The organism is Pseudoalteromonas arabiensis, assembly GCF_001550155.1.
GTDB classification, from domain to species: domain Bacteria; phylum Pseudomonadota; class Gammaproteobacteria; order Enterobacterales; family Alteromonadaceae; genus Pseudoalteromonas; species Pseudoalteromonas arabiensis.
Genome location: NZ_LRUF01000007.1, coordinates 107,906 through 131,375, shown reverse-complemented (window position 1 = coordinate 131,375; position 23,470 = coordinate 107,906). Strand labels below are relative to the sequence as shown.

Sequence of the window (23,470 nt, the reverse complement as noted above, 5' to 3'; positions counted from 1 at the left end):
CAGCGCCTTTTAATTTTCCAATTCTTATTTTGTCACTTTATCTAAAAATGCACGACGCTCTTCAGGGCTTGCTTGTTGCCACCAAAACTCAAGCATGGACGCTGCGTTTGGCATATTTTTCAAGCCCGCCTGTCCGCCGGGTACTTTTGCTGGCAAAGTAACAGGGGCTGCCGTTGCCGGTTGAGGACTTGATGCAGCAACAGGCGCCCTCGCCACGGCTTGAGCAGGTGCTGGTGCTGTACGATAGCCTATGGTTGATAATGGCATAGCAAGCTCGCTACCTTTTGCTTTTAAACTTACTTGCGGTGATTCAGCAAACACTTCTGCTGCCACGGCATTGCTGGCACGATTAAACACTAAATCATAGTTTTTGCCGCTTTCAACCGTTACTTCAACCCAAAATGGCTCCGATTCAACAACTTGATGATCGTCATAACCTTGTTCATAAAGATCGGTGTATTTTAATTTTAACTGATAAGTACCAGGTGCAAGCTCAACATCGTCAACTCGACTAAAAAACGATTGTTCTATTAAACGTTCACCCACCTGCAAAGGCACAAACTCTTCTGGAAAGTGGATAGTTTCAGCTAGGCTGCTGGCACTGTAAAATAGTGCAAACATACTAGTTAGTAATACTGACTTACGCATGATCACTCCTTGGTTGTTTAACTTGCGGCAGTTTCAGTTTGACACTGCAAATAAAGTTTGTCATTAGTGGGCGGTCAATTAACTACGAATTAAGAGAGCTAAGTATGAGCCAAGAGACTATTTTTACAAAGATAATTAACCGCGAAATCCCTTCTGATATCGTGTATGAAGATGATTTAGCACTCGCTTTTAAAGATATAAATCCACAAGCACCGTTTCACGTTTTAATTATTCCAAAAACGCCTATCGCAACGATTAATGACATCACACAGGAGCATGCACCTCTTGTTGGTCACCTATATGTAGTGGCTGCAAAACTCGCGAAGCAATTTGGTTTTAGTGATGATGGTTTTCGCGTTGTTATGAATTGCAATGACCATGGCGGCCAAACCGTGTACCATATCCACCTACACATGCTTGCAGGTAAAGAGATGGGTTGGCCTCCTTATCAAGATAAGAAGAAACAACAAATCTAATACGTTTTAATGTTAATAATTGTAAAAAACAATACAAACTAACTAATACTGTCTATTATAAATAGATATCAGTTAGTTAACATAAATATTAAGGTTAACTAACGGTATTTTTTGAAACAAAATAGACACAAACTGTACTTTTCCTGCGCAAGACTCAGAAATTTCTAATACGAAAGGGGTGGATGGCGTGGTAGGATGCAAGAGTCAACTTTATTCAAGAGTGTATAAATATGAGTAGTTCAGCCTTTTTACTATTAGATTCAGAACCGGTTAACACAATTGGCATTAATGTCTTAGAACCTTTATTGAAGACTCAAGGCCTTGCGGTTACATCTGGTACTGATATTTCTGAAGTTCCGGAAGGTACACGCTTGTTATTCATTGAAACATCAAGCACCGACGCGTGGGGAAAACTTAAAGAGCAACTGGTGAATCTTCGTATTAAATGCGACATTGTATTGTTTAATCTTGATGAAAACCCAGAACTTGCGAATCGCGCTTTATTAACGGGTATTCGTGGTGTGTTCTACACAACAGATAATGCCGACGTGTTAATGAAAGGCATTCGCCTATTGTTAGAAGACCAACTTTGGTATCGCCGTGAAATAATGTGTAACGCATTAAATCGCATGTTGCAGTTCAACAAAGATGCATTACATAAATTGACTGATGGTGATATTGAACCTGTTAAACTAACTAAACGCGAAAAAGCGATCATTTCGCTAATGAGCAAAGGTTCTAAAAACAAAGAGATTGCTGAGGACTTAAGTATTAGTCCGCACACGGTGAAAACTCATCTATACAGTGCATTTAGAAAAACTAAATGCCGTAACCGTATTGAGCTTTTATCTTGGGCACAGCAAAATATTCCTGACGAAATTCGTTAAGATTTATTCTCTAAAAAAACAGACGCACATTGCGTCTGTTTTTGTTTCTGGTTGCTAAACATAACAATAGACTTTATTCTCAAGCTGTTAATTAATGCCTCGGAAATACAATGCTCGACTCAGCGACCCTCTACTATGCAAGCGCAGCCATGATGGCTGTGATGACATTACTTAGTTATCTCACGTGGCGAACCAACAAAAATACTCCAGGCACCTTACTTTATATTTTTTACCCATTGGTGATGTTTATTTCAGTTATGAGCTTTGCACTGCATGGTCATATCAATAACATCGCGAGTATTTCCATCGCTAACTCATTTATGTTTAGCGCATCAATCATTCACGTTCTCGCAATTTGCCAATTTTTTAACGCGAAATGTATTGGTTTAAGAGCCTTTATTGGCATAACTATCGTGCTGGCACTGACAATGATTTACCTTGCCACAGACAATACCGAGCTACGTAGCCGAATCCTCGTCTCAGATTTACAGCACATTATTGAATCATTATTTTTGCTGGCTCTATTTATCCGTAACGGTCGGAAAAGCTATCCGAATGGCAGCATTGTATACATTATGATCTTAGTAATTATTCTTGCAGTATTCACTGGTCGCACCTTAATGATGGGTGATGTCAGTACAGCCAATTTATTATCTGAGAACTGGTTTAGTATCACGCTGTTTATCAATGGTGTCATTGCACCTATGTTTTACGCTACAGGTATGGCTTTACTTTGTAATGAAAGACGCGAGCAAAATTTAAATCAGCTTACCGAGAAAGCACATAAAGACCTCGAAATTAGAGGATTATTTTTATCGACTATCAGCCATGAAATTCGCACTCCTTTGAATGGTATTTTAGGCAGTGCGCAGCTTATTATGAACCAATCTAGCGATCCCCGAGATAAACCTTATTGCGAAGCGATTATTAACTCAGCTGAATCCCTTAATTTACTGGTCGATAAGGTACTTGATTATGCAAGTCTCGACCAGCGAGACGAAGCCCTCTACGAAGAAGATGTTGAGCTTAAAACATGGCTTAATAATTTGTGTCTATTGCTGAGTCCTCTGGCTGAACAAAAGCACTTAAAGTTTGAACTTATTTATGACCTTCCTGAGCAAGCATGTTACTACTGTGATCAACAAAAGCTCAGACAAGTAATCATCAATCTTGTCGGTAATGCGATTAAATTTACAGATCACGGCTCAGTCAAAATTCATGTAAAACTACTTAAAGAAGGTCAGTTTGAAAACCTCCTTCGCATCAGTGTTATTGACTCAGGCCCAGGCATTGAAGATGAAGAAATAGCATATCTAACAGAACCCTATGTACAAAGTAGCGCAGGAAAAGAAAAAGGCGGTACAGGCCTCGGCTTGGCGATTACTAGTCGCTTGCTTGAAAAGCTCGGCAGTAAGTTAAATATAAAAAGTGAGCTGGCAAAAGGTAGTACGTTTAGCTTTGATATTAACCTTGCTGTTGGTGAATTAAGCCTTGTAGAACAACGCCATCAATCTAAAGATTATGTCACAGGCCTAGATGTTCTATTAGTGGAAGATCTCGACTTAAACCAAAAGATTGCAATTGAATTTATGGCTGATGACGAGCATAAAATTAAGCTGGCAAAAGACGGAAATAGCGCTATTGATCTGATGCAAAAGCACCACTTTGATGTCGTACTTCTCGACATGAATTTACCGGATCTGACAGGCCAAGAAGTGCTTAAAAGGCTCAAGGCGATGGACCATCTAAACCAACGTACTCCTGTGCTTGCTTTTACTGCAAGCCTCAGTCCTGATGAAATAAAAGAATATTTGGCTCTAGGTATCAAAGACATCGTTGGCAAACCAATTAAACAGCAAAAGCTGCGCCAAGCGCTTAGTGATTCACAATCAAATCAAGCGGCGAGCATCGCAGTCGAGCTTCGAGATACCCTTTACGATGAAACAGCTGCCGCAGCACTTATTAGTTCATTCAATGAAGATGAAGTATCCTCTATTTATAATGAATTTGTTTTATCAGCTCGTAATAAACTAATTCGCTGCCAGCAACTCGTTGAAGATGATAAAGAGCAATGTATAAAGCTCTTGCACCGCCAAGCAAGTACTGCTTTACAGCTTGGCTTTAACCGCTATGGCTTAGAATTAAAAAAAGTAGAACGTAAATTACTCGATAATAAGCCCCTAAAGGAATCCCTCACCGGTGCGCTAGGCCTTTGGCAAGAAAGCTTGCAAGCATATTTGGCACATGTAAGAAGTGAGTTGAGCTAAATTAGATGTAGTTATAAGGCTCAAACAAATTAAATATACAAAGTACCGTTACTCAAGTAATGATAATTAACGCACTACAGAACCAAGGATAGGACTTATGCTGATTTTTAAAATTTTAATTTTAGTTGCATTATTAAAGCTGTTAATAAATACCGAACGACCCAGTTTATGTGCGGGTATTTACACAGCTATTGTGTTGTTGTTTAACCTAATGTTCGGCCTTGGTTTCATTGCATCCATTGTTGGCGCTGCCATTTCTGGGGTACTCGCGTTAATTTATTTTTGGCTGTTGAACCATTTCAGAGAGACCACTATTTTCTGGCTGGTACTCATTTTAGGGCTCGCTATTGGTTTAGTTTAGCTTGCCCTCTGTGGCTCCTCTTGAGTAAAGAGCATAATAGCGTTTTCAGTAAGCGCAACTTACTTAAGCATCAAGAGTTGTGGTCATTTCGGCCATACTCATCTTCAAAACGTTCAATATCGCATTCATCTAAAACAGCACCGGTTTGCACCTCAATAACAACAAGTGGCTCATGATAATAGTTAGCTAAGCGATGTATTTGCTTTGCTGCAATGTAGCAAGACTGATCGGCACTTAGTTCAAATTCATCATCGCCCACACGTACACTTGCAATACCTGAAACCACAACCCAATGCTCTGCTCGATGTTGATGCCGTTGTGTAGACAGCGTAGCGCCACAATTGACGCTAATTTTTTTTACTTTAAAACCAACGCTTTCTACCAATGTGCGATAGTTACCCCATGGCCTAAATACGACTTGATGGTGCGTTAGTTTATCATTTGCTGATACAGTAAGTTGTTTGAGTAACTCAGGGAGTTTATTAAGGGCATTTTTATCAGCGACTAAAGTCGCATCATGGGTATGTATAATTGCTTTATTAGTCACCCCTAACGCGGCAATTGTATGATCGGCTTCGCTTATTAGTAGATTATTATCGCTATCAACGCTCACCCCTTGTGAGCTTAAGTAATTACCAAACGGGTCTTTATCAGCAAGTTTCGAAAGCGCAGAAAAGCTCCCTATATCACTCCAATTTAAATCAACCGGGATCACTGCGACCTTGTCACTACGCTCTAAAATAGCGTAATCAATTGAGTCACTTGGGCATGTACTAAGTACTGTGTTATTCGGCCTGAGAAAACCTAGATCTTCTTTAAATTCAGCAGCCTTAGTGACACTTTCCGCTATTTTTGGTGCAAAGCGGTTAAGCTCGTTTAAATACACATTAGGTAGAAACAAAAACATGCCACTATTCCAGTTATAGTCACCACTAAGTACGTATTGCTCTGCCAGCGTTTGAGCTGGCTTTTCTTTAAACTCTACAACCTTAAAACACCCTTCACGGCTTAGCTCTTCACCTTGGCGGATGTAACCATAACCGGTATGTGGTGCGGTCGGTTTAATTGCAAATGTTATTAGTTGCTGTTGTTCGCAAAGAGCAATAGCGTCATCTAAGCGCGCTATTAACTTTTCAAAATCACTAATATGATGATCAGCGGGCATGACTAATAACGGATCCATTAAACCGTTTTGCACTGCATATTCAGCGGCTAGTGCGATAGCTGGCGCCGTGTTTTTACCTTCTGGCTCAAGTAGCAAAGTAAAGTCATCAACGACTTCAGATACCTGTGACTTCGCAATAAAGCGATGCTCTTCATTGCATACCAAAATAGGCGGATTGAAGCGTGAGCTTATCACCCGTTTCAAAGTACTTTGTAGTAGAGACTCATCACTAAGCAAAGATAAAAATTGTTTAGGCATTGCTTTACGCGACAATGGCCATAGCCGAGAGCCGATGCCACCAGCAAGAATAACAGGCGTGATTTTGTAACTCATGATTGCTTACAGTAAAAAAACCAACCATGAGTTTAACAAATTTTTAAGGGTTCGGCTTAGAGTAACTGAAATTGATCAGCATCTAAGTGGGCAGGAAAAGTACGACGAAAATCCTTCAGCGGCGATTTTTCTATATGCTGAATAATAATACCCGACTGATTATCATCTAGCTTAGCAAGCGTATCCCCTTTAAAATCATAAATTGCTGTGCCACCACTGTGGGCAACATTATTGCCATCTTCACCGATGCGATTGACACCTGCAACATAACAAAGATTTTCCATCGCTCGTGCTTTTAATAATGTGTCCCATACATGGCGTCTGGCTGCTGGCCAGTTTGCGATATTAATCATAACATCATAATCATCACTATTACGCTGAAACACGGGAAAGCGTAAGTCATAACACACTTGTGGGAGAATACGAAAATCATTGATGGTGAACACCTCACGCTGTTTACCTGCAATAACATAATCGCCTTCGTTACCTAAGCAGAATAAATGGCGTTTATCGTAAAATCTCACTTCACCATTTGGCCAAACCCAATAAAAGCGGTTTGCCTTTTTGTCTCCTTGCGCAACCAGCACAGAGCCAGCAATCACGGCATTCTTTTGCTTTGCTGTGGCTTGTAACCAATTTAGTACTTCACCTTGCTCTGGCTCACTGCAATCAAGATTAATCGCAAAACCAGTGGCAAAGGTTTCTGGTAATACGATTAAATCAACTTGCTCATTAAAGCTATTAAGTTGCTCAGTAAAGTGTGCAAGGTTAGCGCTTTTATCAAGCCAATGCAGTGATGACTGTATTAAGGCTAAGGTTAAAGTTGACATAAAATCTCCGCGGCACGTTTTAACGTGTCATCATTTTTGGCAAAACATAACCGTATCACTTTATCGTGACTCTGAGTGCTGTAAAAAACACTCAATGGAATTGCCGCCACACCTGCTTGCTCAACTAACCAATGACAAAACTCAACATCATCTAAATCAGACACGTCACTGTAATCAAGCAATAAAAAATAGGTTCCTTCACTTGGCAAAATAGTGAAACGGCTTTCTTTTAATGCTTCACTTAGTAAGTCACGCTTTTGCTGATAAAATTCATTTAACTGCTCAACATGCTCAGGTTTTAACTCTAACATATCAGCGAGTGCATGCTGTGCAGGAGTAAAACTAGAAAATGTCACGTATTGATGAATTTTACGAAACTCCTCCATTAACTCACTCGGTGCCACACAGTAACCCATTTTCCACCCCGTACTGTGGAAGGTTTTACCAAAGCTTGAAATGACAAAGCTCCGAGCAAACAATTCTGCGTCAGTGAGTACACTTAAATGAGCTTCTTTATCGAAAATAATATGCTCATAAACTTCATCACTGATGACATATAAATCATGTTTTTTAACAAGATCCTTAAGTGCTGAAAAGTCTTCAGCTTTAAGCGTTTTGCTACTCGGGTTGTGTGGTGTATTGATAATAATAGCACGGGTTTTTTCACTAATAGTATTCGCAACGACTTGCCAATCAATACGATAATCAGGAGCCTGTAATGCCACATGAACCGATCGCCCACCAGCCAGCTCAATCGCTGGTTGGTATGAGTCATAAGCGGGATCAAACACCACTACTTCATCACCCTCTTTTACAAGCGTTTGAATGGCAACAAATAATGCTTCGGTTGCGCCTGATGTCACCGTTACTTGTTGCTCATAATCTATGTTGTTATGGTATTTTCTAGCTATCAGTGCCGCAATTTGTTGTTGCAGGCGCACAATGCCACTAGAAGGTGCGTATTGATTAAAGCCTTCTAACACATAATGGTTGAGCTGTTTTTTTAGCAATTCAGGCGCATCGAATTCAGGAAAACCCTGAGATAAATTAATAGCTTGATGCTGATTTGCCAAAGCTGTCATTTGACTAAAAATACTGATGCCTAAGTTTGGTAATTTACTTTCAAACACAGAGATTCCTTAAAGATGGTTTTGCGCCCGAAGCGATGCTATCATTGCTTAAAACAGATGTATAGCCGTCTAAAAAACTTTTAGAATGTCGAGGAATGTATGCATAACAATACCGCTATTTCAGAACTAATTGAAGCTGGTAAGTGGGTAAGCCAACGTGGTTGGGTTCCTGCTACTGGTGGTAACTTCTCAGCTCGTACAGAAAGTGGTTATGTGGTCACCGCCAGTGGTTTTGATAAAGGCCAACTTGGTACCCATGCATTTATTGAGTTTGATCATAACGGAAACCGCACTAAGGGCTCAGGTAAACCATCCGCAGAAACAGAGCTTCACTTGAACATGTATAAGCTGATCCCGTCAGCAAAGTTTGTTCTTCACACCCACTCAGTAGCTGCAACGGTATTATCTCGCGTAATCAAAGGTCATGCCATTCATTTACATGGCTACGAAATGCAAAAAGCCTTGAGTGGGGTAAAATCACATCTAGATACACTTAGTATTCCTATTTTTGATAATGACCAAGATATTGACCGTCTTAGCTTATTAGTCAGCGATCATCACTTGCACACACCAATTGAACATGCGGTGCTTATTCGTGGTCATGGTTTATACGTTGTAGGCAGAGACATTAAAGAAGTTTTACGCCACTTAGAAGGGCTAGAATTTTTATTCAGTTGTGAGCTCGAACGTCTAAAACTAGAGGGCATTCAAGCTGGAGTGCAATTATGATCAAAGCAATTTTAACCGATATTGAAGGAACGATTACACGCATCTCATTTGTCAAAGATGTGTTATTTCCTTATGCTGCAGGGCAACTCCCTGAGTTTATTAAAACACACAAGAACGACCCTGACGTTGTAGAGCAGATAAGCGCAGTCAAAGCGCACATTGAGCAGCCAGAAGCTGACTTAGAAACAGTAATAAATACCTTGCTACATTGGATTGCAACAGACCAAAAAGTCACACCATTAAAACAATTACAGGGTTTAATTTGGCAAACAGGTTATGAAAATGGCGATTTTACAGGTCATATTTACCCTGATGCTTATGATTTCTTGCAAGCTCAAAAACAAGCAGGAAAAAACCTGTATGTGTACTCTTCTGGCTCAGTAAAAGCGCAGCACCTTATTTTTGAGTTTTCTGATTACGGCGATATTAGACCTTTGTTCAGCAACTACTTTGACACTAAAGTTGGCGCTAAGCAACAGCAGCACTCTTACGAGAATATTATTGCAGAGTTGCCATTTGACGCCGCAGAGGTGTTGTTCTTAAGCGATGTGGAAGCAGAGCTTAATGCTGCAAAAGCTGCGGGTCTTCGTACCTTGCACCTTGTTCGTGATGGCCAACAAGTGAGTGACGCGCACCCATATATTAATGATTTTACGACATTTAGCGCGGAGCTTTTAGCATGAGTCAATTAACGATTTTTAATGATAACAACGCTGACGATGTATTGTTTTATAGTGAAGACTTAAGCGCCATTGCAAAAGAACTTAAAGCAGTAGGGGTACGTTTCGAGCAATGGAAAGCAACTCAGCATATTGATGAAAGCACCAGTCATGACGCGATTTTAGCTGCCTATGATAACGATATAGAACAGCTTAAGAGCGAAGGGGGCTATCAAACTGTCGATGTTATTTCACTGGCTAAAGGTAACCCGAATGCAGCGGAATTACGTAGCAAGTTTTTATTTGAACATACTCACAGCGAAGATGAAGTGCGCTTTTTTGTAAAAGGCCAAGGGTTATTTTGCTTACATTTAAACGATAAGGTCTATCAAGTGCTTTGCGAGCAAGGTGACTTGATTTCTGTGCCAGAGCTTACCCCCCATTGGTTTGATATGGGCAGTAATCCTGAATTTACAGCAATTCGCTTATTTAATAATACCGAAGGATGGGTTGCTAAAAGTACAGAATCAGCCATCGCTAAACGTTTCCCGTTACTGGATTAACATGGAAAAGTTGTTTTCATATGGGACGTTGCAATACCCGCAAGTTCAGCTAGACACTTTTGGGCGCTTACTCGAAGGTCAGTCAGCTACCTTATTAGGTTATGTCATTGGCGAAATTGAAATTACTGATGCGGCTGTTTTAAAAAGTAGTGGGCAGCGTTTTCATCCTGCCCTATTTTACACTGGGAATCAAAACGACACAGTTAATGGCACAATTTACGCAATTACAAAGCAAGAGCTTGCCCAAGCTGATGAGTATGAGGTTGATGATTATCAACGGATTGCACAGCAGTTTCAGTGTGGAACAAATGCGTGGGTTTATGTGGTGAAAAGCCCCCTTCAAAACCAGTAAAGCGCTTATAAGTAAGCGCTTTCCCAAATCGCTATTTTAACTCCCTTAGTGCCCCACGGGCAATGTCTGCTTGATTATAAACGCCCGTATCAAGTACCCACCCTGTTACTAGCTTAGCCGGCGTGACGTCAAAAGCGGGATTATAAACCTGTGCGTTATTAGGAGCCCACAAGGCTTCGCCAAAGCTGCCACTCACACCACGTACCTCAATGGGGCTGCGCTGTTCGATTTCAATATCATCACCGCAGGCTGTTTTTGTATCTAACGTAGTGAGAGGCGCAACAACATAAAATGGGATATTATGAAAGTGAGCTAAAACAGCAAGATTGTAGGTGCCTACTTTATTGGCAAAATCCCCATTAGCGGCAATACGGTCTGCCCCAACAAAGATTTTATCGACTTTACCCGCTGCCATTAGACTTGCAGCCATATTATCGCAAATTAATGTGTACGGTATTTGCCAACATTCAAGCTCGAACGCGGTAAGTCGGCCACCTTGTAATAAAGGTCTTGTTTCATCAACCCATACATGAATATCACCGTGGCGTTGTTGTGCTTTATATATCACACCTAGTGCAGTACCAATGCCCGCAGTAGCTAATGCACCTGTATTACAATGGGTAAGAATGTTATCGCCTTTTAATACAAGGTTTGCACCATGTTCAGCCATGCTATCGCAAAGCGCTATATCCTCATTAAATAACTGCTCTGCTGTTTTAACCATCTCTTCAACAAAGTCACTTTTTGCTAAAGCCTCTCGCAGCTTGGTCATGCAATGCATCAGATTCACAGCCGTTGGTCTGGTAGACTCTAACTCATCAATCGCATCTGCAAGCGCTTCTTTACTCATGCCTTGCTCAGCCAAATGAGCTACAAGCAAGCTGGCTCCTAGACCAATCAAAGGTGCTCCACGTATTTTCAACGTTAAAATCAGATCTTTCATTGCTGCAACATCGTGACATACATGCCAATGTTGTTGATGAGGCAGTAAATACTGGTCAAGCACTGTTAAAGTACCACTTTTGTATTTGATGCTATTTGCGATGAGGTCTTTCATAGTAAGTCCAAGTTACTTAATTAGCAGATTGCTATTCTACAGCAGTTTTCACAACTAACAAGCTAGATGTATGGACATCTAAACGCATGAAGGTATAGAATGCTTGAAGTTACTTTTCAATGAGATGAAACCATGGCGAACTACATAGCCTTCACTGCAGAGCATGCTATTGATTATATTAAAGAGATCATCAAAAAAGAGTTGATTACTGTTTTCGCTGATAATGCAGAGCTCAACGCGTATGAGTTTGGTGATGGTAATTTAAACCTTGTTTTTCGTATCGCAGATCAAGATGGTAACAGCGTAATTCTCAAACAGGCTTTACCCTACGCCCGCTGTGTTGGTGAGTCGTGGCCATTATCATTAGATAGAGCACGTATTGAAGCCGAAGTACTTATCAATCATGGTCAATTATGCCCCGAGCATACCGTCGCGATTTTGCATCACAATGCTGATTTAGCATTAACGGTTCTTGAAGACTTGGGGCATCTACAAATATTGCGTAGTGCACAAAACAATGCAGAGCAATTTCCAAAGCTGGCAAGTCATGTCGCACTTTATCTAAGCTATACAAGCTTTTATAACTCTGATTTTTATTTATCTGCAGAAGATAAAAAGGCCAAAGTCAGTCAATTTATTAACCCTGACTTGTGCAAAATTACAGAAGATTTGTTTTTTACCGATCCCTATATCGAGCATGAGCGAAATAACTTTCCCATCGAACTTAAAAGTCATGTAGAGAGTATTCGTAATAATCAGGCTCTAAAACTTGCAGCAGCCAAGTTAAAAGCTAAGTTCCTATCGAGCCCACAAACTTTATTACACGGTGACATGCACAGTGGCAGCATTTTTGTGGATGCAAACAGCACCAAAATGATAGACCCCGAATTTGGCTTTTTTGGCCCTATTGGCTTCGATATTGGTTCTTTTATGGGCAATCTGTTACTAAACTATTGTGCTCAAAATGGTCGTATTACTGAGCTTGCAAAGCGCCGTCAATATCAAACACATTTATTAACCTGCTTACAAGATTGCTATAACCAATTTGAACAACATTGGCTACGTCTTGCAAATAGCGAAACAACGGATGTTAGCTTTGCAAGTAACGCATTTACCGAAGATTATTTACACGATGTATTGCGTGACGCGATTGGTTATTGTGGTGCTGAGCTTATTCGCCGTACGATTGGCCTCGCACATGTTGCTGATATTGATGGTATAGAAGATGAGCAAGCTCGACTGGCTGTACAACAACAAACGTTAGTGCTGGGTGAACAACTCATGCTCAATGCAACAAGTTGCACCTCTAAAGATGAGTTTTACTCATTGCTTGTCAGCTTACTAAATTAAATAAAGGCGCATTGAGCGCCTTTGTTCTTTACTGATAATGTTCGTACATTTTATCGAGCGGCTCTGATAAGCCATTCTCTTGCACCACACGCACATGATGACGAGCAAGTTCTCTGGCACTTGATACGCCACAGGAATGAGCAATGAGCCCTGCACCGTAGTGAATATATTTATTATAGTTAGCGACGCGCTGTGCTTTATCCGTTACATCTAAACCTCGTTGTAAGCGTTCATTGTGCGTTGTTATGCCAGTAGGGCAAGTATCTTTATTACATTGCAGTGCTTGAATACAGCCCAATGAAAACATATGTCCGCGCGCCGAAACAATAAAATCAGCACCCAGTGCAAGTGCCCATGCAACCTTTGAAGGCACAATTAACTTTCCAGAAGCAATCACTTTAACACGCTCTCTCAGGCCATGTTTTTTCAGTAAATCAACCACTAAAGGCAGGCTTTCCTTAAGCGGCAAACCAACAGAATCCATTAAAGGTTGTGGTGCCGCACCTGTACCACCATCCGCGCTATCGATTGTTATGAAGTCGGGTGCAGACTCAATCCCGCGATTATTAATTTCACTAAATAAAGTTTCCAGCCACGCATATTCACCAATCACAGCCTTAAAACCGGTAGGTTTACCTGTTGTAGAGCGCACGGTTGCGATCATATCGAGCAAATGAGCGGGTGTTTTAATTTCGGGATGACCATTAGGGCTAATAGAGTCATGCCCCTCTGGGATCCCTCGAATTTTGGCAATTTCAGCTGTAACTTTACGACCTGGCAACATGCCACCTTTACCTGGTTTAGCGCCCTGACTCATCTTTATTTCAAACATCTTAACTTGTTCGTGTTCAGCGATGGACTTTAGCTTTTCGAGACTAAGCTTGCCTTGTTCATCTCGCACACCGTATTTAGCTGTGCCAATCTGAAATACAATGTCAGCCCCTCCTTCAAGGTGATATGGGCTTAATCCCCCCTCCCCCGTATTCATCCAACAACCAGCCAGTTTAGCGCCTCGCGATAATGCTCGCACAGCAGGTTTAGACAATGCACCAAAGCTCATGCCCGAAATGTTAAATAACGAATTAGTCGAATAGGGCTGCTCACAATATGGGCCTAAAGTGACATGACTAGGTTCAAGCGCTTCTTCATCCAACGTTGGAAATGCACAGTTCATAAACATTACTGTGCCTGTTGTTTCTAAACTTTGTGTTGATCCAAATGCGGTCGTGCGATCCACATTTTTGGCTGCTCGGTACACCCAGCTACGCTCTGCACGGTTAAAAGGAAGCTCTTCCCTGTCCATTGCAAAAAAGTACTGACGAAAGAACTCGCCTTGGCGCTCAAAAAAATAACGAAACCGTCCTATCACAGGATAATTGCGACGAATAGCATGTTTAGACTGGGTTACATCACTGATGTAAAAACAGATTATCACCAGCAATCCAACTCCAAGTAAAAAGATAAATAAGCTGGCAAATACATCAATACTGAAAATTATAAAATCACTCATTCAAGGCCCCTTTGTAGTGACGATTTCCTGCAAATCATATAAGTAGTTTAAAATACACGCAATAAACAAAAAGGCGTGTTTTAAACACGCCTTTTTTAAACTCTCTGTCTGTTACGCTTTTTTTGCAAGTTCAGCGTTAATATAAAGCTGAATTTGCTCTTCAAGTACAGACATAGGAACCGAGCCATGACGCAAAATTTGATGATGGAACTCTCGCACATCAAAATCTTGTCCCAGTGCTTGTTCCGCTTCATGACGCAAGCGCTTAATTGTTAGCTCACCAATTTTGTAAGAGAGCGCCTGCGCTGGCCAAGAAATATAACGATCGGTTTCCGTTTTAACGTTATGTAATGACAGTGCAGTATTTTCACTCATAAACTTCATAGCCCGCTCACGACTCCAACCATACATGTGCATGCCAGTATCAACCACTAAACGCGCAGCTCGCCACATTTCGTAAGTTAGGCGACCAAAGTCACTGTAAGGGTCTTGGTAAAAGCCAGCTTCTATGCCTAAAAATTCTGAATAAAGCCCCCAACCTTCACCAAATGCCGATAAATATGCATTGCGACGATAACTTGGTAATGACTCAAGCTCAGCATTGAGTGATATTTGTAAATGATGACCAGGCACAGCTTCATGAAGTGTTAACGCTTCGAGTACATAGAGTGGACGCTTATCCAGTGCATACGTATTGACCCAATAGTAGCCGGCTTGATCATCACGACGCGAACCCGAGTATCGTCCGGTCGTATACTTAGGAGCAATACTTTCAGGCACTGGCGCAACGCCATAAGGCATTCTTGGTAAGGTATGGAATAACTTAGGCAATTGTGCATCCATTTTTTTCGCAATATAAGATGCTTCTTTCAATAATTCTTTTGGTGTTTTTGCATAAAACTGCGGATCGGTACGCAAGAAATGTACAAATTCAGCAAAACTACCTTCAAAGCCTACCTCTTTGATTATTTCATCCATTTCAGCACGAATACGCGCCACTTCCTTAAGGCCCAACTCATGGATTTCTTTTGGCGTCATATCAGTCGTGGTGTAGTACTTTGCACGGTTTTCGTAAAATGCTTTACCGTTTGGCGTACTAGAAATACCAATATCAGTGCGTGCACCTGGTTGGTATTCATCATTAAAGAAGGTGAGATAATCTTTATAAGCAGGAATAACTTGCTGTTTGATAATTTTTTTTGCTTGCTGTTGTAAGTTCACGAATTTGCTATGACTCACACCAGCAGTATTTTTTAAAAATGGTTTGTAGAACTCAGACTGAGTGGCATCATCAACAATATAAGCAGTAATTGAATCTTGATACCCTTCTAAAACCGCCTTGGGCTGTGTTAACCCTACTTCAAGGCCTTTACGCATCCAACCAATGTTTTGTTCAAAAAAGCGTGGTATTTGCTGTAATTTTGCTAGATATAGCTCGTAATCACTTGCTTTTGTGTAGTCTGAGCTTGAAATCATAAACGACAAGCTTGAGTGAAAACCATACTCAGATGTCAGTGGCATATAATGCGTATTAAAGACATATTCATCGACACTATTTTGTACTTGCCCACGTAAAATCGTTAAATTTATGCGATTTTCTTCCGACAGCTTATCGCGGTCAATTGCATCTAGCTCAGCAAGAAATTCAGTATTTTTTTGATATTTTTTCTCAAGAAATGAGGCTGAAAGGTTCTCTAATAAATAACCATCAACACCTTCGGCCTTACCATATGGATTAATACTCGCTCGATAATCAACAATGTGTTGCGCAACTTGAGTAAACTGCTGATCAGCATCCACTTTTGTTATTTGACATGCGCTTAAGGTACAGGCGAGTGCAACAGCAATCAGTGAATGATTTAATGTTCTAGATAGGGTTTGTCTCATGGGCTTCTTATTCATTTTAATCTTTATCGATAAAGTAACGTAGCATGTAAAAAAACCCAAACAAATGCGACCAAGCTCACCTAAAGTACGGTCAAATAAACACCATTGCAGAATCAACAATGCACAGTGTTTATACAGCTTTCAGTTACACTTGTTAAAGTTGCCGATAAAATCAACTAATGAACCCAAACGAAACAAATTTATGTTCCAAAGTTAGCGATTTTGCTTTTAAATAGACTCATTACAGATTACTGTAGACTGATATACCCAAATTAATTGAACACAAATTATCAATATAATTTGCGGATTATTGCTTGGAAGCAAAAGAAACCTTACGGAGGAGATGATTTTATGGTTGTTATGCGTATTTAGTGGTATTGAAAATGATGTTCCATGATTCCATGGTAATTGCCCAAGAAAAAATGACGAAGGTGTGTATCTTTTTAGAACATCACGCATTACCGCCGTCGCCGCTAAATTACCAAGTAGTTTACACTTACGTCAGCCAAGTAAATCCTAAACTCAATGCCACTCTCGACCGTGCAATAGCCCAAAAAGTCTCTATCGATTCAGTTTATATAGAACAGCTTTATTTTGATTTCATTGAGCAAGGCCACAAAATGAAAACGGCCATTGTTCGCAACGTTGACTCTGTTATTAATTCCTTATCTCGCGGCGCAAATAATAATGAACAACACATTGTTCGTTTTGCCGAGCATATAAATGATTGTGTTCATGCAATTGATGAGAACAACAAAGAACAAACACGCCACGCGTTAAAAATGCTGAGCAAGCAATCTGAGCAACTACTTGCTCAGCATCGTCAATTTAAACAAGAAATAGCCAAAGCCAAGTCGTTACAAGAGAAAACACAAAAACAACTCACGCAATTACGTAAGCAACACATAACTGATCAGCAAACAGGTTTATACAAGCGTCATTATTTAAACCAACAGACACAGTTATGGCTCGGCCAAAACAAAGCGATATGTGCAATTGCGATTCATATCGAAAACCTTGACCATTTTATTGATAATTACGGTGATGTCATTGGCGAGGTTATTTTGAATAAGGTCGCCAAGCAAGTACAAAAATATGTACTTGAAAGTGGTTTACCTGGCCGTACAGGCAAAGATGAATTTACCATCTTACTTGCCGACATAGAGCCTGAAACGGCCAATGTCATTGCTGAAAAAGTCCGTAATGGCGTTGAGAAACTTCGCTTTGTTAGTTCAAAAAATGGCACTAAATTACCTCCAATCCACTTAGCCCTTGGTATTGCCAAATATGAAAACGAGGGTGACTTTACCAACCTTGCCCGCAAAGCATCTCATGCAGCGGCGAAAGCTAAATCTCTGGGCCAAAGCAGTTTCATCGCAGGCCAGTAACCCTGCGCTTAATGATAAAAATAATCGCTAATCTGGTGATTTAGTTATAATCAAATTGCACCCTACAGCCACAATCAAGTACACTAGACTTTATTGCCACGATAGAGATTAATCATGAACGAGAATCAAGAAAAGACCACGCATTTTGGCTATAAAACCGTTGCTGAAAACGATAAAGCATCGATGGTTGCAGATGTATTCCACTCAGTTGCAGCAAAATATGATGTAATGAATGATCTCATGTCGTTTGGTATTCATCGTTTATGGAAACGTCAAACTATAGCAAGTTCAGGTGTTCGCAAGGGTCATCGTGTATTAGACCTAGCCGGTGGCACGGGTGATTTAACAGCTAAATTTAGCCAGCTTGTTGGTGACACAGGACAAGTCGTTCTTGGTGATATTAACTCTTCAATGCTTAAAGTTGGCCGTGAAAAGCTAAGAAACCTAGGCCACGTTGGCAATATTGAATATGTGCAAATGAATGCCGAAGCACTGCCATTCCCTGACAATAGCTTTGATTTAATCACTATCGCATTCGGCCTTCGTAATGTGACCGATAAAGATAAAGCACTACGTTCAATGTATAGAATTCTTAAGCCTGGTGGCCGTTTATTAGTGCTTGAGTTTTCAAAGCCTGAACAAGAAATTCTCAGCAAAGCTTACGACTTCTACTCGTTTAACATCCTCCCTAAAATGGGTCAACTTGTTGCTAATGATAGTGAGTCATATCAATATCTTGCAGAATCTATTCGCATGCATCCAGATCAAGAAACACTCAAAGATATGATGGAAGACGCAGGCTTTGAGCAAACGAGTTACCAAAACCTAACCGGTGGCATTGTCGCCCTGCACCGCGGCTTTAAGTACTAAAAGGCATAAATTATGTTAGCAAATGCTCTATTATCACTGGTAGAACGAGTTGTTAATCATGTCTTGCAGCTAGATAACTCTTTAAAGGATAGATTAGCTGCTATTGCCGATAAGCAATTACTCATAGAGATCCGCGACTGGCAACAGCGCATTTTGTGCGTTTACAGCAACGAGCAAATCCATTTATACAGCACTGAAGAGCTGAGTTTTGATTGTATGATCAGTGCTGATATAAATACGCTTTTAACACTCAAAAATCCCGCAATGCTGACTCAGCTAATTCGCCAAGATAAATTAGATTTACAGGGCGATTTAAATATAGCGCAAGGATTCAGTAATGCGTTTGCAGAGCTTGATATTGATTGGCCAGAGCATTTCTCACGTTATATTGGCGACGCGCCGGCTCAACAACTATGGCTTTCATTACAAACGCTCAAAACACGTGGCGCGCAAATGAAAGGCAAACTTGAAAAAACACTCACAACGTTATGCCAAGATGAGCTAGCAGTTACAATCCACCCGCTTGAATTAGCAGAATTTAAACAACAAAACCGTCAATTAAAAAGCCAAGTATCTCAACTGGAGATGCGAGTCAATGCGCTATTGAAATCATGCTAGTTTGCTAAGGATATTGTGTGTCTACTACACGTCTATACTTCATCACCAAAACATTACTTTGCTACGGCCTTGATGAGCTCATCCCACAAAAAAAAGTACCTTGGTTTGCCAAACTAGCCCGCGGCAGTTTATTTTGGTTGCGTAACCAACATAAAGATAAACCTGCAGGGATGCGTTTGCGTTTAGCCTTACAAAAACTTGGCCCTGTATGGATTAAATTTGGACAAATGCTTTCAACCCGTCGTGACTTACTCCCTCACGACGTCGCTCTAGAATTAGCGTTATTACAAGATCAAGTCGAACCATTTGAAGGTGAGCTTGCTCAACAGCTGATTGAAAAAGCACTTGGCATTAACGATATTAGTGAATTATTTAGCGATTTCTCGCAAACACCACTGGCATCCGCTTCCATTGCACAAGTACATACTGCCACCTTAATTGATGAGCAAGGTGCGCCACAAGATGTGGTGATCAAAGTGATCCGTCCTAACATCAAAGAGCAAATTGATGCCGACTTAATGCTCATGCAAAAAGTGGCAAGACTGGTTGCCAAGCTACTCAAAGAAGCAAAACGCTTACGTCCTATCGAAGTCGTAAACGAATACAAAAAAACACTGCTTGATGAACTTGATTTAATGCGTGAAGGTGCAAATGCGATTCAGCTGCGCCGTAATTTCGAAGAATCTGACTCACTCTATATCCCTTTTGTTTACAGTGACTATAGTCGCAGTAATGTGCTGGTTATGGAACGCATATATGGTATTCCTGTATCTGATACAGAGGCACTACTTGCACAAAATACCAACATGAAATTACTCGCTGAGCGAGGCGTTGAAGTATTTTTTACACAAGTGTTCCGTGACAGTTTTTTCCATGCAGATATGCACCCAGGTAATATTTTTGTCTCGCGAGAAAACCCGCACAACCCACAATATATTGGCATTGACTGTGGCATCGTGGGTACTTTAAACCGCGAAGATAAACGCTATCTTGCAGAAAACTTTATCGCCTTTTTTAACCGCGATTACCGCCAAGTTGCACAGCTGCATGTTGATTCAGGCTGGGTGCCCGCCGATACCTGTATTGAAGAGTTTGAATTTGCAATTCGTACTGTCTGTGAGCCTATTTTTAATAAACCATTGGCTGAAATTTCATTTGGCCATGTGTTGGTCAATTTGTTCAACACAGCTCGTCGCTTTAATATGCAGGTTCAACCACAATTAGTGTTACTACAAAAAACCCTGTTGTATGTTGAAGGGCTTGGTAGGCAACTTTATCCTCAACTCGATTTGTGGAAAACCGCTAAACCATTTTTAGAAGACTGGGTCAAAGAACAAGTGGGCCCGCTGGCTGTCATGAAAAAAATGTACGCAAACCTACCATTTTGGGCTGAAAAAATGCCCGAGTTACCGGATTTAATCTATCAAAACTTAAAGCGTCATCAACAACCTGTACAATTGCCGCCACAGCCATCGTCAAAACCTTTACTTTTAAGTATTTTTGCGGGGAGTTGCTTTATTGTATCAGGCCTGTGTTATTTGCAGGATGACCTAATTGCTGCTGGTATCACAACAGCACTTGCAGTTATTGGTTTTATTGCTGCATGGCGAAGCGCATAAACTAAGTGCTATTTATGTTTTGGCGAGTATAATCTAAACAAGTAAATTCATTAAATTTGACAATAATTGGAGTAACCCATGGGTTTTGGTGGTATCAGTATTTGGCAATTAGTCATCATTTTAGCAATCATCGTTTTATTATTTGGCACAAAAAAATTACGTGGCATCGGCGGTGATTTAGGCAGTGCTGTTAAAGGCTTCAAAAAAGCAGTATCTGATGATGAACAAGCAAATTCAAAAAACGAAAAAATAGAGCAAACGTCGAATACTACGCAAAACAAAGAAACCACAGAGAAAAGCAAAGACGACCATAAGGTTTAATCAGCATGGGGATGTGGGAACTCGTTGTTGTAATGATAGTAGGTCTAATTGTTTTAGGGCCTGAGCGCTTGCCTGTGGCGATTCGTACGGTAAACCGCTGGATAAAAACACTAAAGTCAGTGGCTAACTCAGTCAAAGCTGAGGTGAATGAAGAGCTTCGTATCCATGAACTTCATGAAGACTTGAAAAAAGCAGAGCAACAAAACCTACAGGAGCTTTCTCCTGAATTGAAAAGCTCTGTGGACGAGCTTCAAAAAGCAGCCCAATCAGTAACTCACAGTTACAAGAAACGTACATCCGAACAACTAGAAACGAAGAATAATGATGAAAAAAAGTGAATTTAATTTCTGCTTTTGTGGTCAATGATAATGAAGATGAATAATAAACTATGACCGAGCAAGCTCATACAGGCTTTGTTGGCCACTTAATTGAGTTACGAAATCGACTCATGAAAGCGTTGTTAAGCATTTTGCTAATATTTATCGGCTTGGTGTATTTTGCCAACGATATTTATGATTTTATTGCAGCACCATTAATCGCAAATTTGCCTAGCACAGCCACCATGATCGCAACGGATGTAACATCACCGTTTTTTGCACCGTTTAAACTCACTTTATTTGTTGCGTTATTTGCTGCTATCCCAATGATATTGCATCAAGTTTGGAGTTTTATAGCACCGGGCTTATATCAACATGAAAAGCGTATGCTCATGCCTATTCTAGCCTCTAGCATTTTGCTATTTTATAGTGGAATCGCATTTTGTTACTTTGTGGTGTTGCCTATTATTTTAGGATTTTTTACTAGCACGGGCCCTGATATGATGACATTAGCGCCTGATATTAGTAGCTATTTAGGCTTTGCTTTAAAACTGTTTTTTGCATTCGGCATTGCGTTTGAAATACCGGTGGCTATTATGCTGTTATGTTGGAGTGGCGCAACAACAACAAAAAGTTTAAAAGAAAAACGGCCTTATATTGTGGTTGGTGTATTCGTGATTGCCATGTTCTTAACACCGCCAGACGTACTGTCACAAACATTACTAGCATTACCTATGCTGCTATTATTCGAACTAGGCTTAATTTTGGCTGCATTTTACACTGCTAAGCCTCAACAGGAATCAGAGGAATAAAATGAAAAAACAACTCATTCCCATCGTTGCACTTTTCACGATTACTGGCACTGCGCACGCTAACGAAGTAAATATCCAAGCACTTCAAGCCTGCACTTTCGTTGAAAATGATTTTAATCGTTTACTTTGCTACGACAACATCATGGCAGGTAAATCACTAACAAAGCCTGCAGCCAAAAAACAGCTAGAAAAACCTGCCGCAACCAGCTCTTCTGCTACGGATACTAAAGCGGTTGTAGCGGCAGCACCTACTCAACAACCTATCCAAGCGAAAAATGACAACTTTGGTTTAGAGCACAAAGAAGTCACAAAAGAGAACGATGACGAAATCAGCGCGGTTGTTAAAAGTGTTGAACAGGCTGCTTATGGTGAACTCATTATTGAGCTTGATAACGGTCAGCAATGGCGTCAAGTAGGCTCTGATCGTATGCGCTTAAAAGCAAATGACACAGTGATAATTGAACGTGGTGTTTTCAACTCTTTCTTATTGAAAATCAAAGGCCAAAATCGCTCTATTCGCGTAAAACGTACTAACTAATGACTATTGAGCTTGTTGATGCTGGCGTCAACTTAAGCAATCATCAATTTGATGAGCATCATGATGAAGTGTTACAACGTGCAGCTCAAGCCGGAGTAAAACAGATGCTATTGATTGGCTGTGATTTACAGAGCAGCCAAGCATCATTAGAACTTGCAAAACGCCACTCCCTGCTGTGCACCTCAGGTATTCATCCCCATGATGCAAAAACGGCTGATACAGCTTTAGAACAGCAGCTAACCTTACTAGCAAGTCACCCAGAAGTCGTTGCTATTGGTGAGTGTGGACTCGATTATAACCGTGATTTTTCACCTCGCGATGTACAACGTACTGTATTCAGAAGACAACTCGCTCTTGCTGAAACACTTAATATGCCAGTCTATTTACACGAGCGCGATGCAAGCAAGGATATGCTCGCAATACTTAGTGAGTATAGTGTAAAAGGAGTGCTTCACTGCTTTACTGGTGATGAGTTTGCACTACAACGTTACTTAGAGAAAGGTCTTTATATTGGCGTTACTGGCTGGGTGTGTGATGAGCGCAGAGGAGAGCAATTACAATCATTAATACCTAGCATACCTTTAGAGCGCTTGTTGATTGAAACAGACGCACCTTTTTTACTTCCAAGAACAATAAAACCGAAACCAAAATCGCGTCGTAATGAACCTAGTTATTTAACCTATATCTGTCAGCAAATTGCTGATTTAAAAGGCTGCGAATTTACTGAGGTGGCAAAACAAACTACACTCAACTTTCAGCAATTATTTTCCATTAGGGGCTAAA

At 40.6% G+C, this 23,470-nt stretch carries 25 protein-coding genes; 18 read left to right on the top strand and 7 right to left on the bottom strand.

The genetic code is table 11. From position 1 onward, the window contains the following. Positions 1-24 precede the first annotated feature (24 nt). Entirely contained in the window at positions 25-648 is a 624-nt protein-coding gene (locus tag PAARA_RS02690; RefSeq protein WP_062567539.1) for a DUF2057 domain-containing protein, read from the bottom strand. A 104-nt stretch (positions 649-752) separates the two neighbouring features. On the opposite strand from PAARA_RS02690, the gene PAARA_RS02685 reads away from it, so the two are divergent. The 4 genes from PAARA_RS02685 (at position 753) to PAARA_RS02670 (ending at position 4,639) form a co-directional block, all read left to right on the top strand. Beyond that, the gene (locus PAARA_RS02685) at positions 753-1,124 is read left to right on the top strand and encodes a histidine triad nucleotide-binding protein (protein WP_062567538.1); all 372 of its coding nucleotides are present in this window, start codon (positions 753-755) and stop codon (positions 1,122-1,124) included. A gap of 230 nt (positions 1,125-1,354) precedes the next feature. Next, a complete protein-coding gene (locus tag PAARA_RS02680) occupies positions 1,355-2,011 on the top strand; it encodes a helix-turn-helix transcriptional regulator (protein ID WP_062567537.1) in 657 nt (218 codons plus the stop codon). 110 nt (positions 2,012-2,121) lie between these two features. Continuing rightward, entirely contained in the window at positions 2,122-4,278 is a 2,157-nt protein-coding gene (locus PAARA_RS02675; RefSeq protein WP_062567536.1) for an ATP-binding protein, read from the top strand. Between the two features lie 97 nt (positions 4,279-4,375). Further along, the gene (locus PAARA_RS02670; RefSeq protein WP_062567535.1) at positions 4,376-4,639 is read left to right on the top strand and encodes a hypothetical protein; all 264 of its coding nucleotides are present in this window, start codon (positions 4,376-4,378) and stop codon (positions 4,637-4,639) included. Between the two features lie 70 nt (positions 4,640-4,709). Here PAARA_RS02670 and PAARA_RS02665 read toward each other — a convergent pair whose 3' ends face one another. Genes PAARA_RS02665 through PAARA_RS02655 form a run of 3 tightly spaced genes read right to left on the bottom strand, consistent with a single transcriptional unit; the run spans position 4,710 to position 8,097 of the window. Continuing rightward, positions 4,710-6,137, bottom strand: coding sequence for a mannose-1-phosphate guanylyltransferase/mannose-6-phosphate isomerase (locus tag PAARA_RS02665; RefSeq protein WP_209438164.1), 1,428 nt, complete (start codon positions 6,135-6,137; stop codon positions 4,710-4,712). A 56-nt stretch (positions 6,138-6,193) separates the two neighbouring features. Continuing rightward, positions 6,194-6,967, bottom strand: a complete 774-nt coding sequence (locus tag PAARA_RS02660) for an amidohydrolase (protein ID WP_062567533.1) — start codon at positions 6,965-6,967, stop codon at positions 6,194-6,196. Next, positions 6,955-8,097 (bottom strand): methionine aminotransferase, encoded by a 1,143-nt coding sequence (locus PAARA_RS02655; protein ID WP_062567532.1) that lies wholly within the window; start codon positions 8,095-8,097, stop codon positions 6,955-6,957. The genes PAARA_RS02660 and PAARA_RS02655 overlap by 13 nt, the downstream gene beginning before the upstream one ends. A gap of 99 nt (positions 8,098-8,196) precedes the next feature. Between PAARA_RS02655 and PAARA_RS02650 the strand changes: the two genes are divergently transcribed. From PAARA_RS02650 to PAARA_RS02635, 4 genes are read left to right on the top strand one after another with little or no spacing between them, the layout of a single operon-like run. Beyond that, the gene (locus PAARA_RS02650; protein WP_062567531.1) at positions 8,197-8,826 is read left to right on the top strand and encodes a methylthioribulose 1-phosphate dehydratase; all 630 of its coding nucleotides are present in this window, start codon (positions 8,197-8,199) and stop codon (positions 8,824-8,826) included. Next, on the top strand, positions 8,823-9,509 hold the full coding sequence (mtnC, locus tag PAARA_RS02645; protein WP_062567530.1) for an acireductone synthase: 687 nt from the start codon (positions 8,823-8,825) through the stop codon (positions 9,507-9,509). Before PAARA_RS02650 ends, mtnC begins: the two co-directional genes overlap by 4 nt. After that, the gene (locus PAARA_RS02640) at positions 9,506-10,048 is read left to right on the top strand and encodes a 1,2-dihydroxy-3-keto-5-methylthiopentene dioxygenase (RefSeq protein WP_062567529.1); all 543 of its coding nucleotides are present in this window, start codon (positions 9,506-9,508) and stop codon (positions 10,046-10,048) included. The genes mtnC and PAARA_RS02640 overlap by 4 nt, the downstream gene beginning before the upstream one ends. A 1-nt stretch (position 10,049) precedes the next feature. Continuing rightward, the gene (locus tag PAARA_RS02635) at positions 10,050-10,400 is read left to right on the top strand and encodes a gamma-glutamylcyclotransferase family protein (RefSeq protein WP_062567528.1); all 351 of its coding nucleotides are present in this window, start codon (positions 10,050-10,052) and stop codon (positions 10,398-10,400) included. A gap of 31 nt (positions 10,401-10,431) precedes the next feature. Here the strand turns inward: PAARA_RS02635 and mtnA are convergent, their stop codons facing one another. Beyond that, a complete protein-coding gene (mtnA, locus tag PAARA_RS02630; RefSeq protein WP_062567527.1) occupies positions 10,432-11,457 on the bottom strand; it encodes an S-methyl-5-thioribose-1-phosphate isomerase in 1,026 nt (341 codons plus the stop codon). A gap of 132 nt (positions 11,458-11,589) precedes the next feature. Here mtnA and mtnK point away from each other — a divergent pair, with 132 nt between their 5' ends. Then, on the top strand, positions 11,590-12,807 hold the full coding sequence (gene mtnK / locus PAARA_RS02625; protein ID WP_062567526.1) for an S-methyl-5-thioribose kinase: 1,218 nt from the start codon (positions 11,590-11,592) through the stop codon (positions 12,805-12,807). Between the two features lie 28 nt (positions 12,808-12,835). Here mtnK and PAARA_RS02620 read toward each other — a convergent pair whose 3' ends face one another. After that, positions 12,836-14,317 carry an FMN-binding glutamate synthase family protein gene (locus tag PAARA_RS02620; protein WP_062567525.1) on the bottom strand — a complete coding sequence of 494 codons (1,482 nt, stop codon included), beginning with the start codon at positions 14,315-14,317 and terminating at the stop codon, positions 12,836-12,838. A gap of 111 nt (positions 14,318-14,428) precedes the next feature. After that, the gene (locus tag PAARA_RS02615) at positions 14,429-16,204 is read right to left on the bottom strand and encodes a DUF885 domain-containing protein (protein ID WP_062567524.1); all 1,776 of its coding nucleotides are present in this window, start codon (positions 16,202-16,204) and stop codon (positions 14,429-14,431) included. A gap of 401 nt (positions 16,205-16,605) precedes the next feature. Between PAARA_RS02615 and PAARA_RS02610 the strand changes: the two genes are divergently transcribed. The 9 genes from PAARA_RS02610 (at position 16,606) to PAARA_RS02570 (ending at position 23,469) form a co-directional block, all read left to right on the top strand. Then, the gene (locus tag PAARA_RS02610) at positions 16,606-17,592 is read left to right on the top strand and encodes a GGDEF domain-containing protein (protein WP_062567552.1); all 987 of its coding nucleotides are present in this window, start codon (positions 16,606-16,608) and stop codon (positions 17,590-17,592) included. Positions 17,593-17,706: 114 nt separating this feature from the next. Then, positions 17,707-18,462 (top strand): bifunctional demethylmenaquinone methyltransferase/2-methoxy-6-polyprenyl-1,4-benzoquinol methylase UbiE, encoded by a 756-nt coding sequence (gene ubiE, locus PAARA_RS02605; protein ID WP_062567523.1) that lies wholly within the window; start codon positions 17,707-17,709, stop codon positions 18,460-18,462. 12 nt (positions 18,463-18,474) lie between these two features. After that, positions 18,475-19,080, top strand: coding sequence for a ubiquinone biosynthesis accessory factor UbiJ (locus tag PAARA_RS02600; protein WP_062567522.1), 606 nt, complete (start codon positions 18,475-18,477; stop codon positions 19,078-19,080). A 17-nt stretch (positions 19,081-19,097) separates the two neighbouring features. Then, the gene (gene ubiB / locus PAARA_RS02595) at positions 19,098-20,699 is read left to right on the top strand and encodes a ubiquinone biosynthesis regulatory protein kinase UbiB (RefSeq protein ID WP_062567521.1); all 1,602 of its coding nucleotides are present in this window, start codon (positions 19,098-19,100) and stop codon (positions 20,697-20,699) included. Positions 20,700-20,777: 78 nt separating this feature from the next. Further along, positions 20,778-21,020, top strand: coding sequence for a Sec-independent protein translocase subunit TatA (tatA, locus tag PAARA_RS02590; RefSeq protein WP_062567520.1), 243 nt, complete (start codon positions 20,778-20,780; stop codon positions 21,018-21,020). 5 nt (positions 21,021-21,025) lie between these two features. Further along, positions 21,026-21,358: a Sec-independent protein translocase protein TatB gene (gene tatB, locus PAARA_RS02585; RefSeq protein ID WP_062567519.1), complete on the top strand. Its 333-nt coding sequence runs from the start codon at positions 21,026-21,028 to the stop codon at positions 21,356-21,358. Positions 21,359-21,408: 50 nt separating this feature from the next. After that, a complete protein-coding gene (tatC, locus tag PAARA_RS02580) occupies positions 21,409-22,149 on the top strand; it encodes a twin-arginine translocase subunit TatC (protein ID WP_062567518.1) in 741 nt (246 codons plus the stop codon). Between the two features lies 1 nt (position 22,150). After that, positions 22,151-22,687 (top strand): hypothetical protein, encoded by a 537-nt coding sequence (locus PAARA_RS02575; protein WP_062567517.1) that lies wholly within the window; start codon positions 22,151-22,153, stop codon positions 22,685-22,687. Continuing rightward, positions 22,687-23,469: a TatD family hydrolase gene (locus PAARA_RS02570; protein WP_062567516.1), complete on the top strand. Its 783-nt coding sequence runs from the start codon at positions 22,687-22,689 to the stop codon at positions 23,467-23,469. Before PAARA_RS02575 ends, PAARA_RS02570 begins: the two co-directional genes overlap by 1 nt. Position 23,470 lies beyond the last annotated feature (1 nt).

What these genes read in the sequence shown, in the direction of transcription:
- PAARA_RS02600 (WP_062567522.1), top strand. Translation starts at nt 18,475, where the DNA reads ATGTTAGCAAATGCTCTATTATCACTGGTAGAACGAGTTGTTAATCAT.
- mtnA (WP_062567527.1), bottom strand. Translation starts at nt 11,457, where the DNA reads ATGAAAGACCTCATCGCAAATAGCATCAAATACAAAAGTGGTACTTTA.
- ubiE (WP_062567523.1), top strand. Translation starts at nt 17,707, where the DNA reads ATGAACGAGAATCAAGAAAAGACCACGCATTTTGGCTATAAAACCGTT.
- tatC (WP_062567518.1), top strand. Translation starts at nt 21,409, where the DNA reads ATGACCGAGCAAGCTCATACAGGCTTTGTTGGCCACTTAATTGAGTTA.
- PAARA_RS02675 (WP_062567536.1), top strand. Translation starts at nt 2,122, where the DNA reads ATGCTCGACTCAGCGACCCTCTACTATGCAAGCGCAGCCATGATGGCT.
- PAARA_RS02680 (WP_062567537.1), top strand. Translation starts at nt 1,355, where the DNA reads ATGAGTAGTTCAGCCTTTTTACTATTAGATTCAGAACCGGTTAACACA.
- PAARA_RS02650 (WP_062567531.1), top strand. Translation starts at nt 8,197, where the DNA reads ATGCATAACAATACCGCTATTTCAGAACTAATTGAAGCTGGTAAGTGG.
- PAARA_RS02660 (WP_062567533.1), bottom strand. Translation starts at nt 6,967, where the DNA reads ATGTCAACTTTAACCTTAGCCTTAATACAGTCATCACTGCATTGGCTT.
- PAARA_RS02620 (WP_062567525.1), bottom strand. Translation starts at nt 14,317, where the DNA reads ATGAGTGATTTTATAATTTTCAGTATTGATGTATTTGCCAGCTTATTT.
- PAARA_RS02685 (WP_062567538.1), top strand. Translation starts at nt 753, where the DNA reads ATGAGCCAAGAGACTATTTTTACAAAGATAATTAACCGCGAAATCCCT.
- mtnC (WP_062567530.1), top strand. Translation starts at nt 8,823, where the DNA reads ATGATCAAAGCAATTTTAACCGATATTGAAGGAACGATTACACGCATC.
- tatA (WP_062567520.1), top strand. Translation starts at nt 20,778, where the DNA reads ATGGGTTTTGGTGGTATCAGTATTTGGCAATTAGTCATCATTTTAGCA.
- PAARA_RS02615 (WP_062567524.1), bottom strand. Translation starts at nt 16,204, where the DNA reads ATGAGACAAACCCTATCTAGAACATTAAATCATTCACTGATTGCTGTT.
- mtnK (WP_062567526.1), top strand. Translation starts at nt 11,590, where the DNA reads ATGGCGAACTACATAGCCTTCACTGCAGAGCATGCTATTGATTATATT.
- PAARA_RS02635 (WP_062567528.1), top strand. Translation starts at nt 10,050, where the DNA reads ATGGAAAAGTTGTTTTCATATGGGACGTTGCAATACCCGCAAGTTCAG.
- PAARA_RS02640 (WP_062567529.1), top strand. Translation starts at nt 9,506, where the DNA reads ATGAGTCAATTAACGATTTTTAATGATAACAACGCTGACGATGTATTG.
- PAARA_RS02670 (WP_062567535.1), top strand. Translation starts at nt 4,376, where the DNA reads ATGCTGATTTTTAAAATTTTAATTTTAGTTGCATTATTAAAGCTGTTA.
- PAARA_RS02665 (WP_209438164.1), bottom strand. Translation starts at nt 6,137, where the DNA reads ATGAGTTACAAAATCACGCCTGTTATTCTTGCTGGTGGCATCGGCTCT.
- PAARA_RS02610 (WP_062567552.1), top strand. Translation starts at nt 16,606, where the DNA reads ATGGTAATTGCCCAAGAAAAAATGACGAAGGTGTGTATCTTTTTAGAA.
- PAARA_RS02575 (WP_062567517.1), top strand. Translation starts at nt 22,151, where the DNA reads ATGAAAAAACAACTCATTCCCATCGTTGCACTTTTCACGATTACTGGC.
- PAARA_RS02690 (WP_062567539.1), bottom strand. Translation starts at nt 648, where the DNA reads ATGCGTAAGTCAGTATTACTAACTAGTATGTTTGCACTATTTTACAGT.
- PAARA_RS02570 (WP_062567516.1), top strand. Translation starts at nt 22,687, where the DNA reads ATGACTATTGAGCTTGTTGATGCTGGCGTCAACTTAAGCAATCATCAA.
- tatB (WP_062567519.1), top strand. Translation starts at nt 21,026, where the DNA reads ATGGGGATGTGGGAACTCGTTGTTGTAATGATAGTAGGTCTAATTGTT.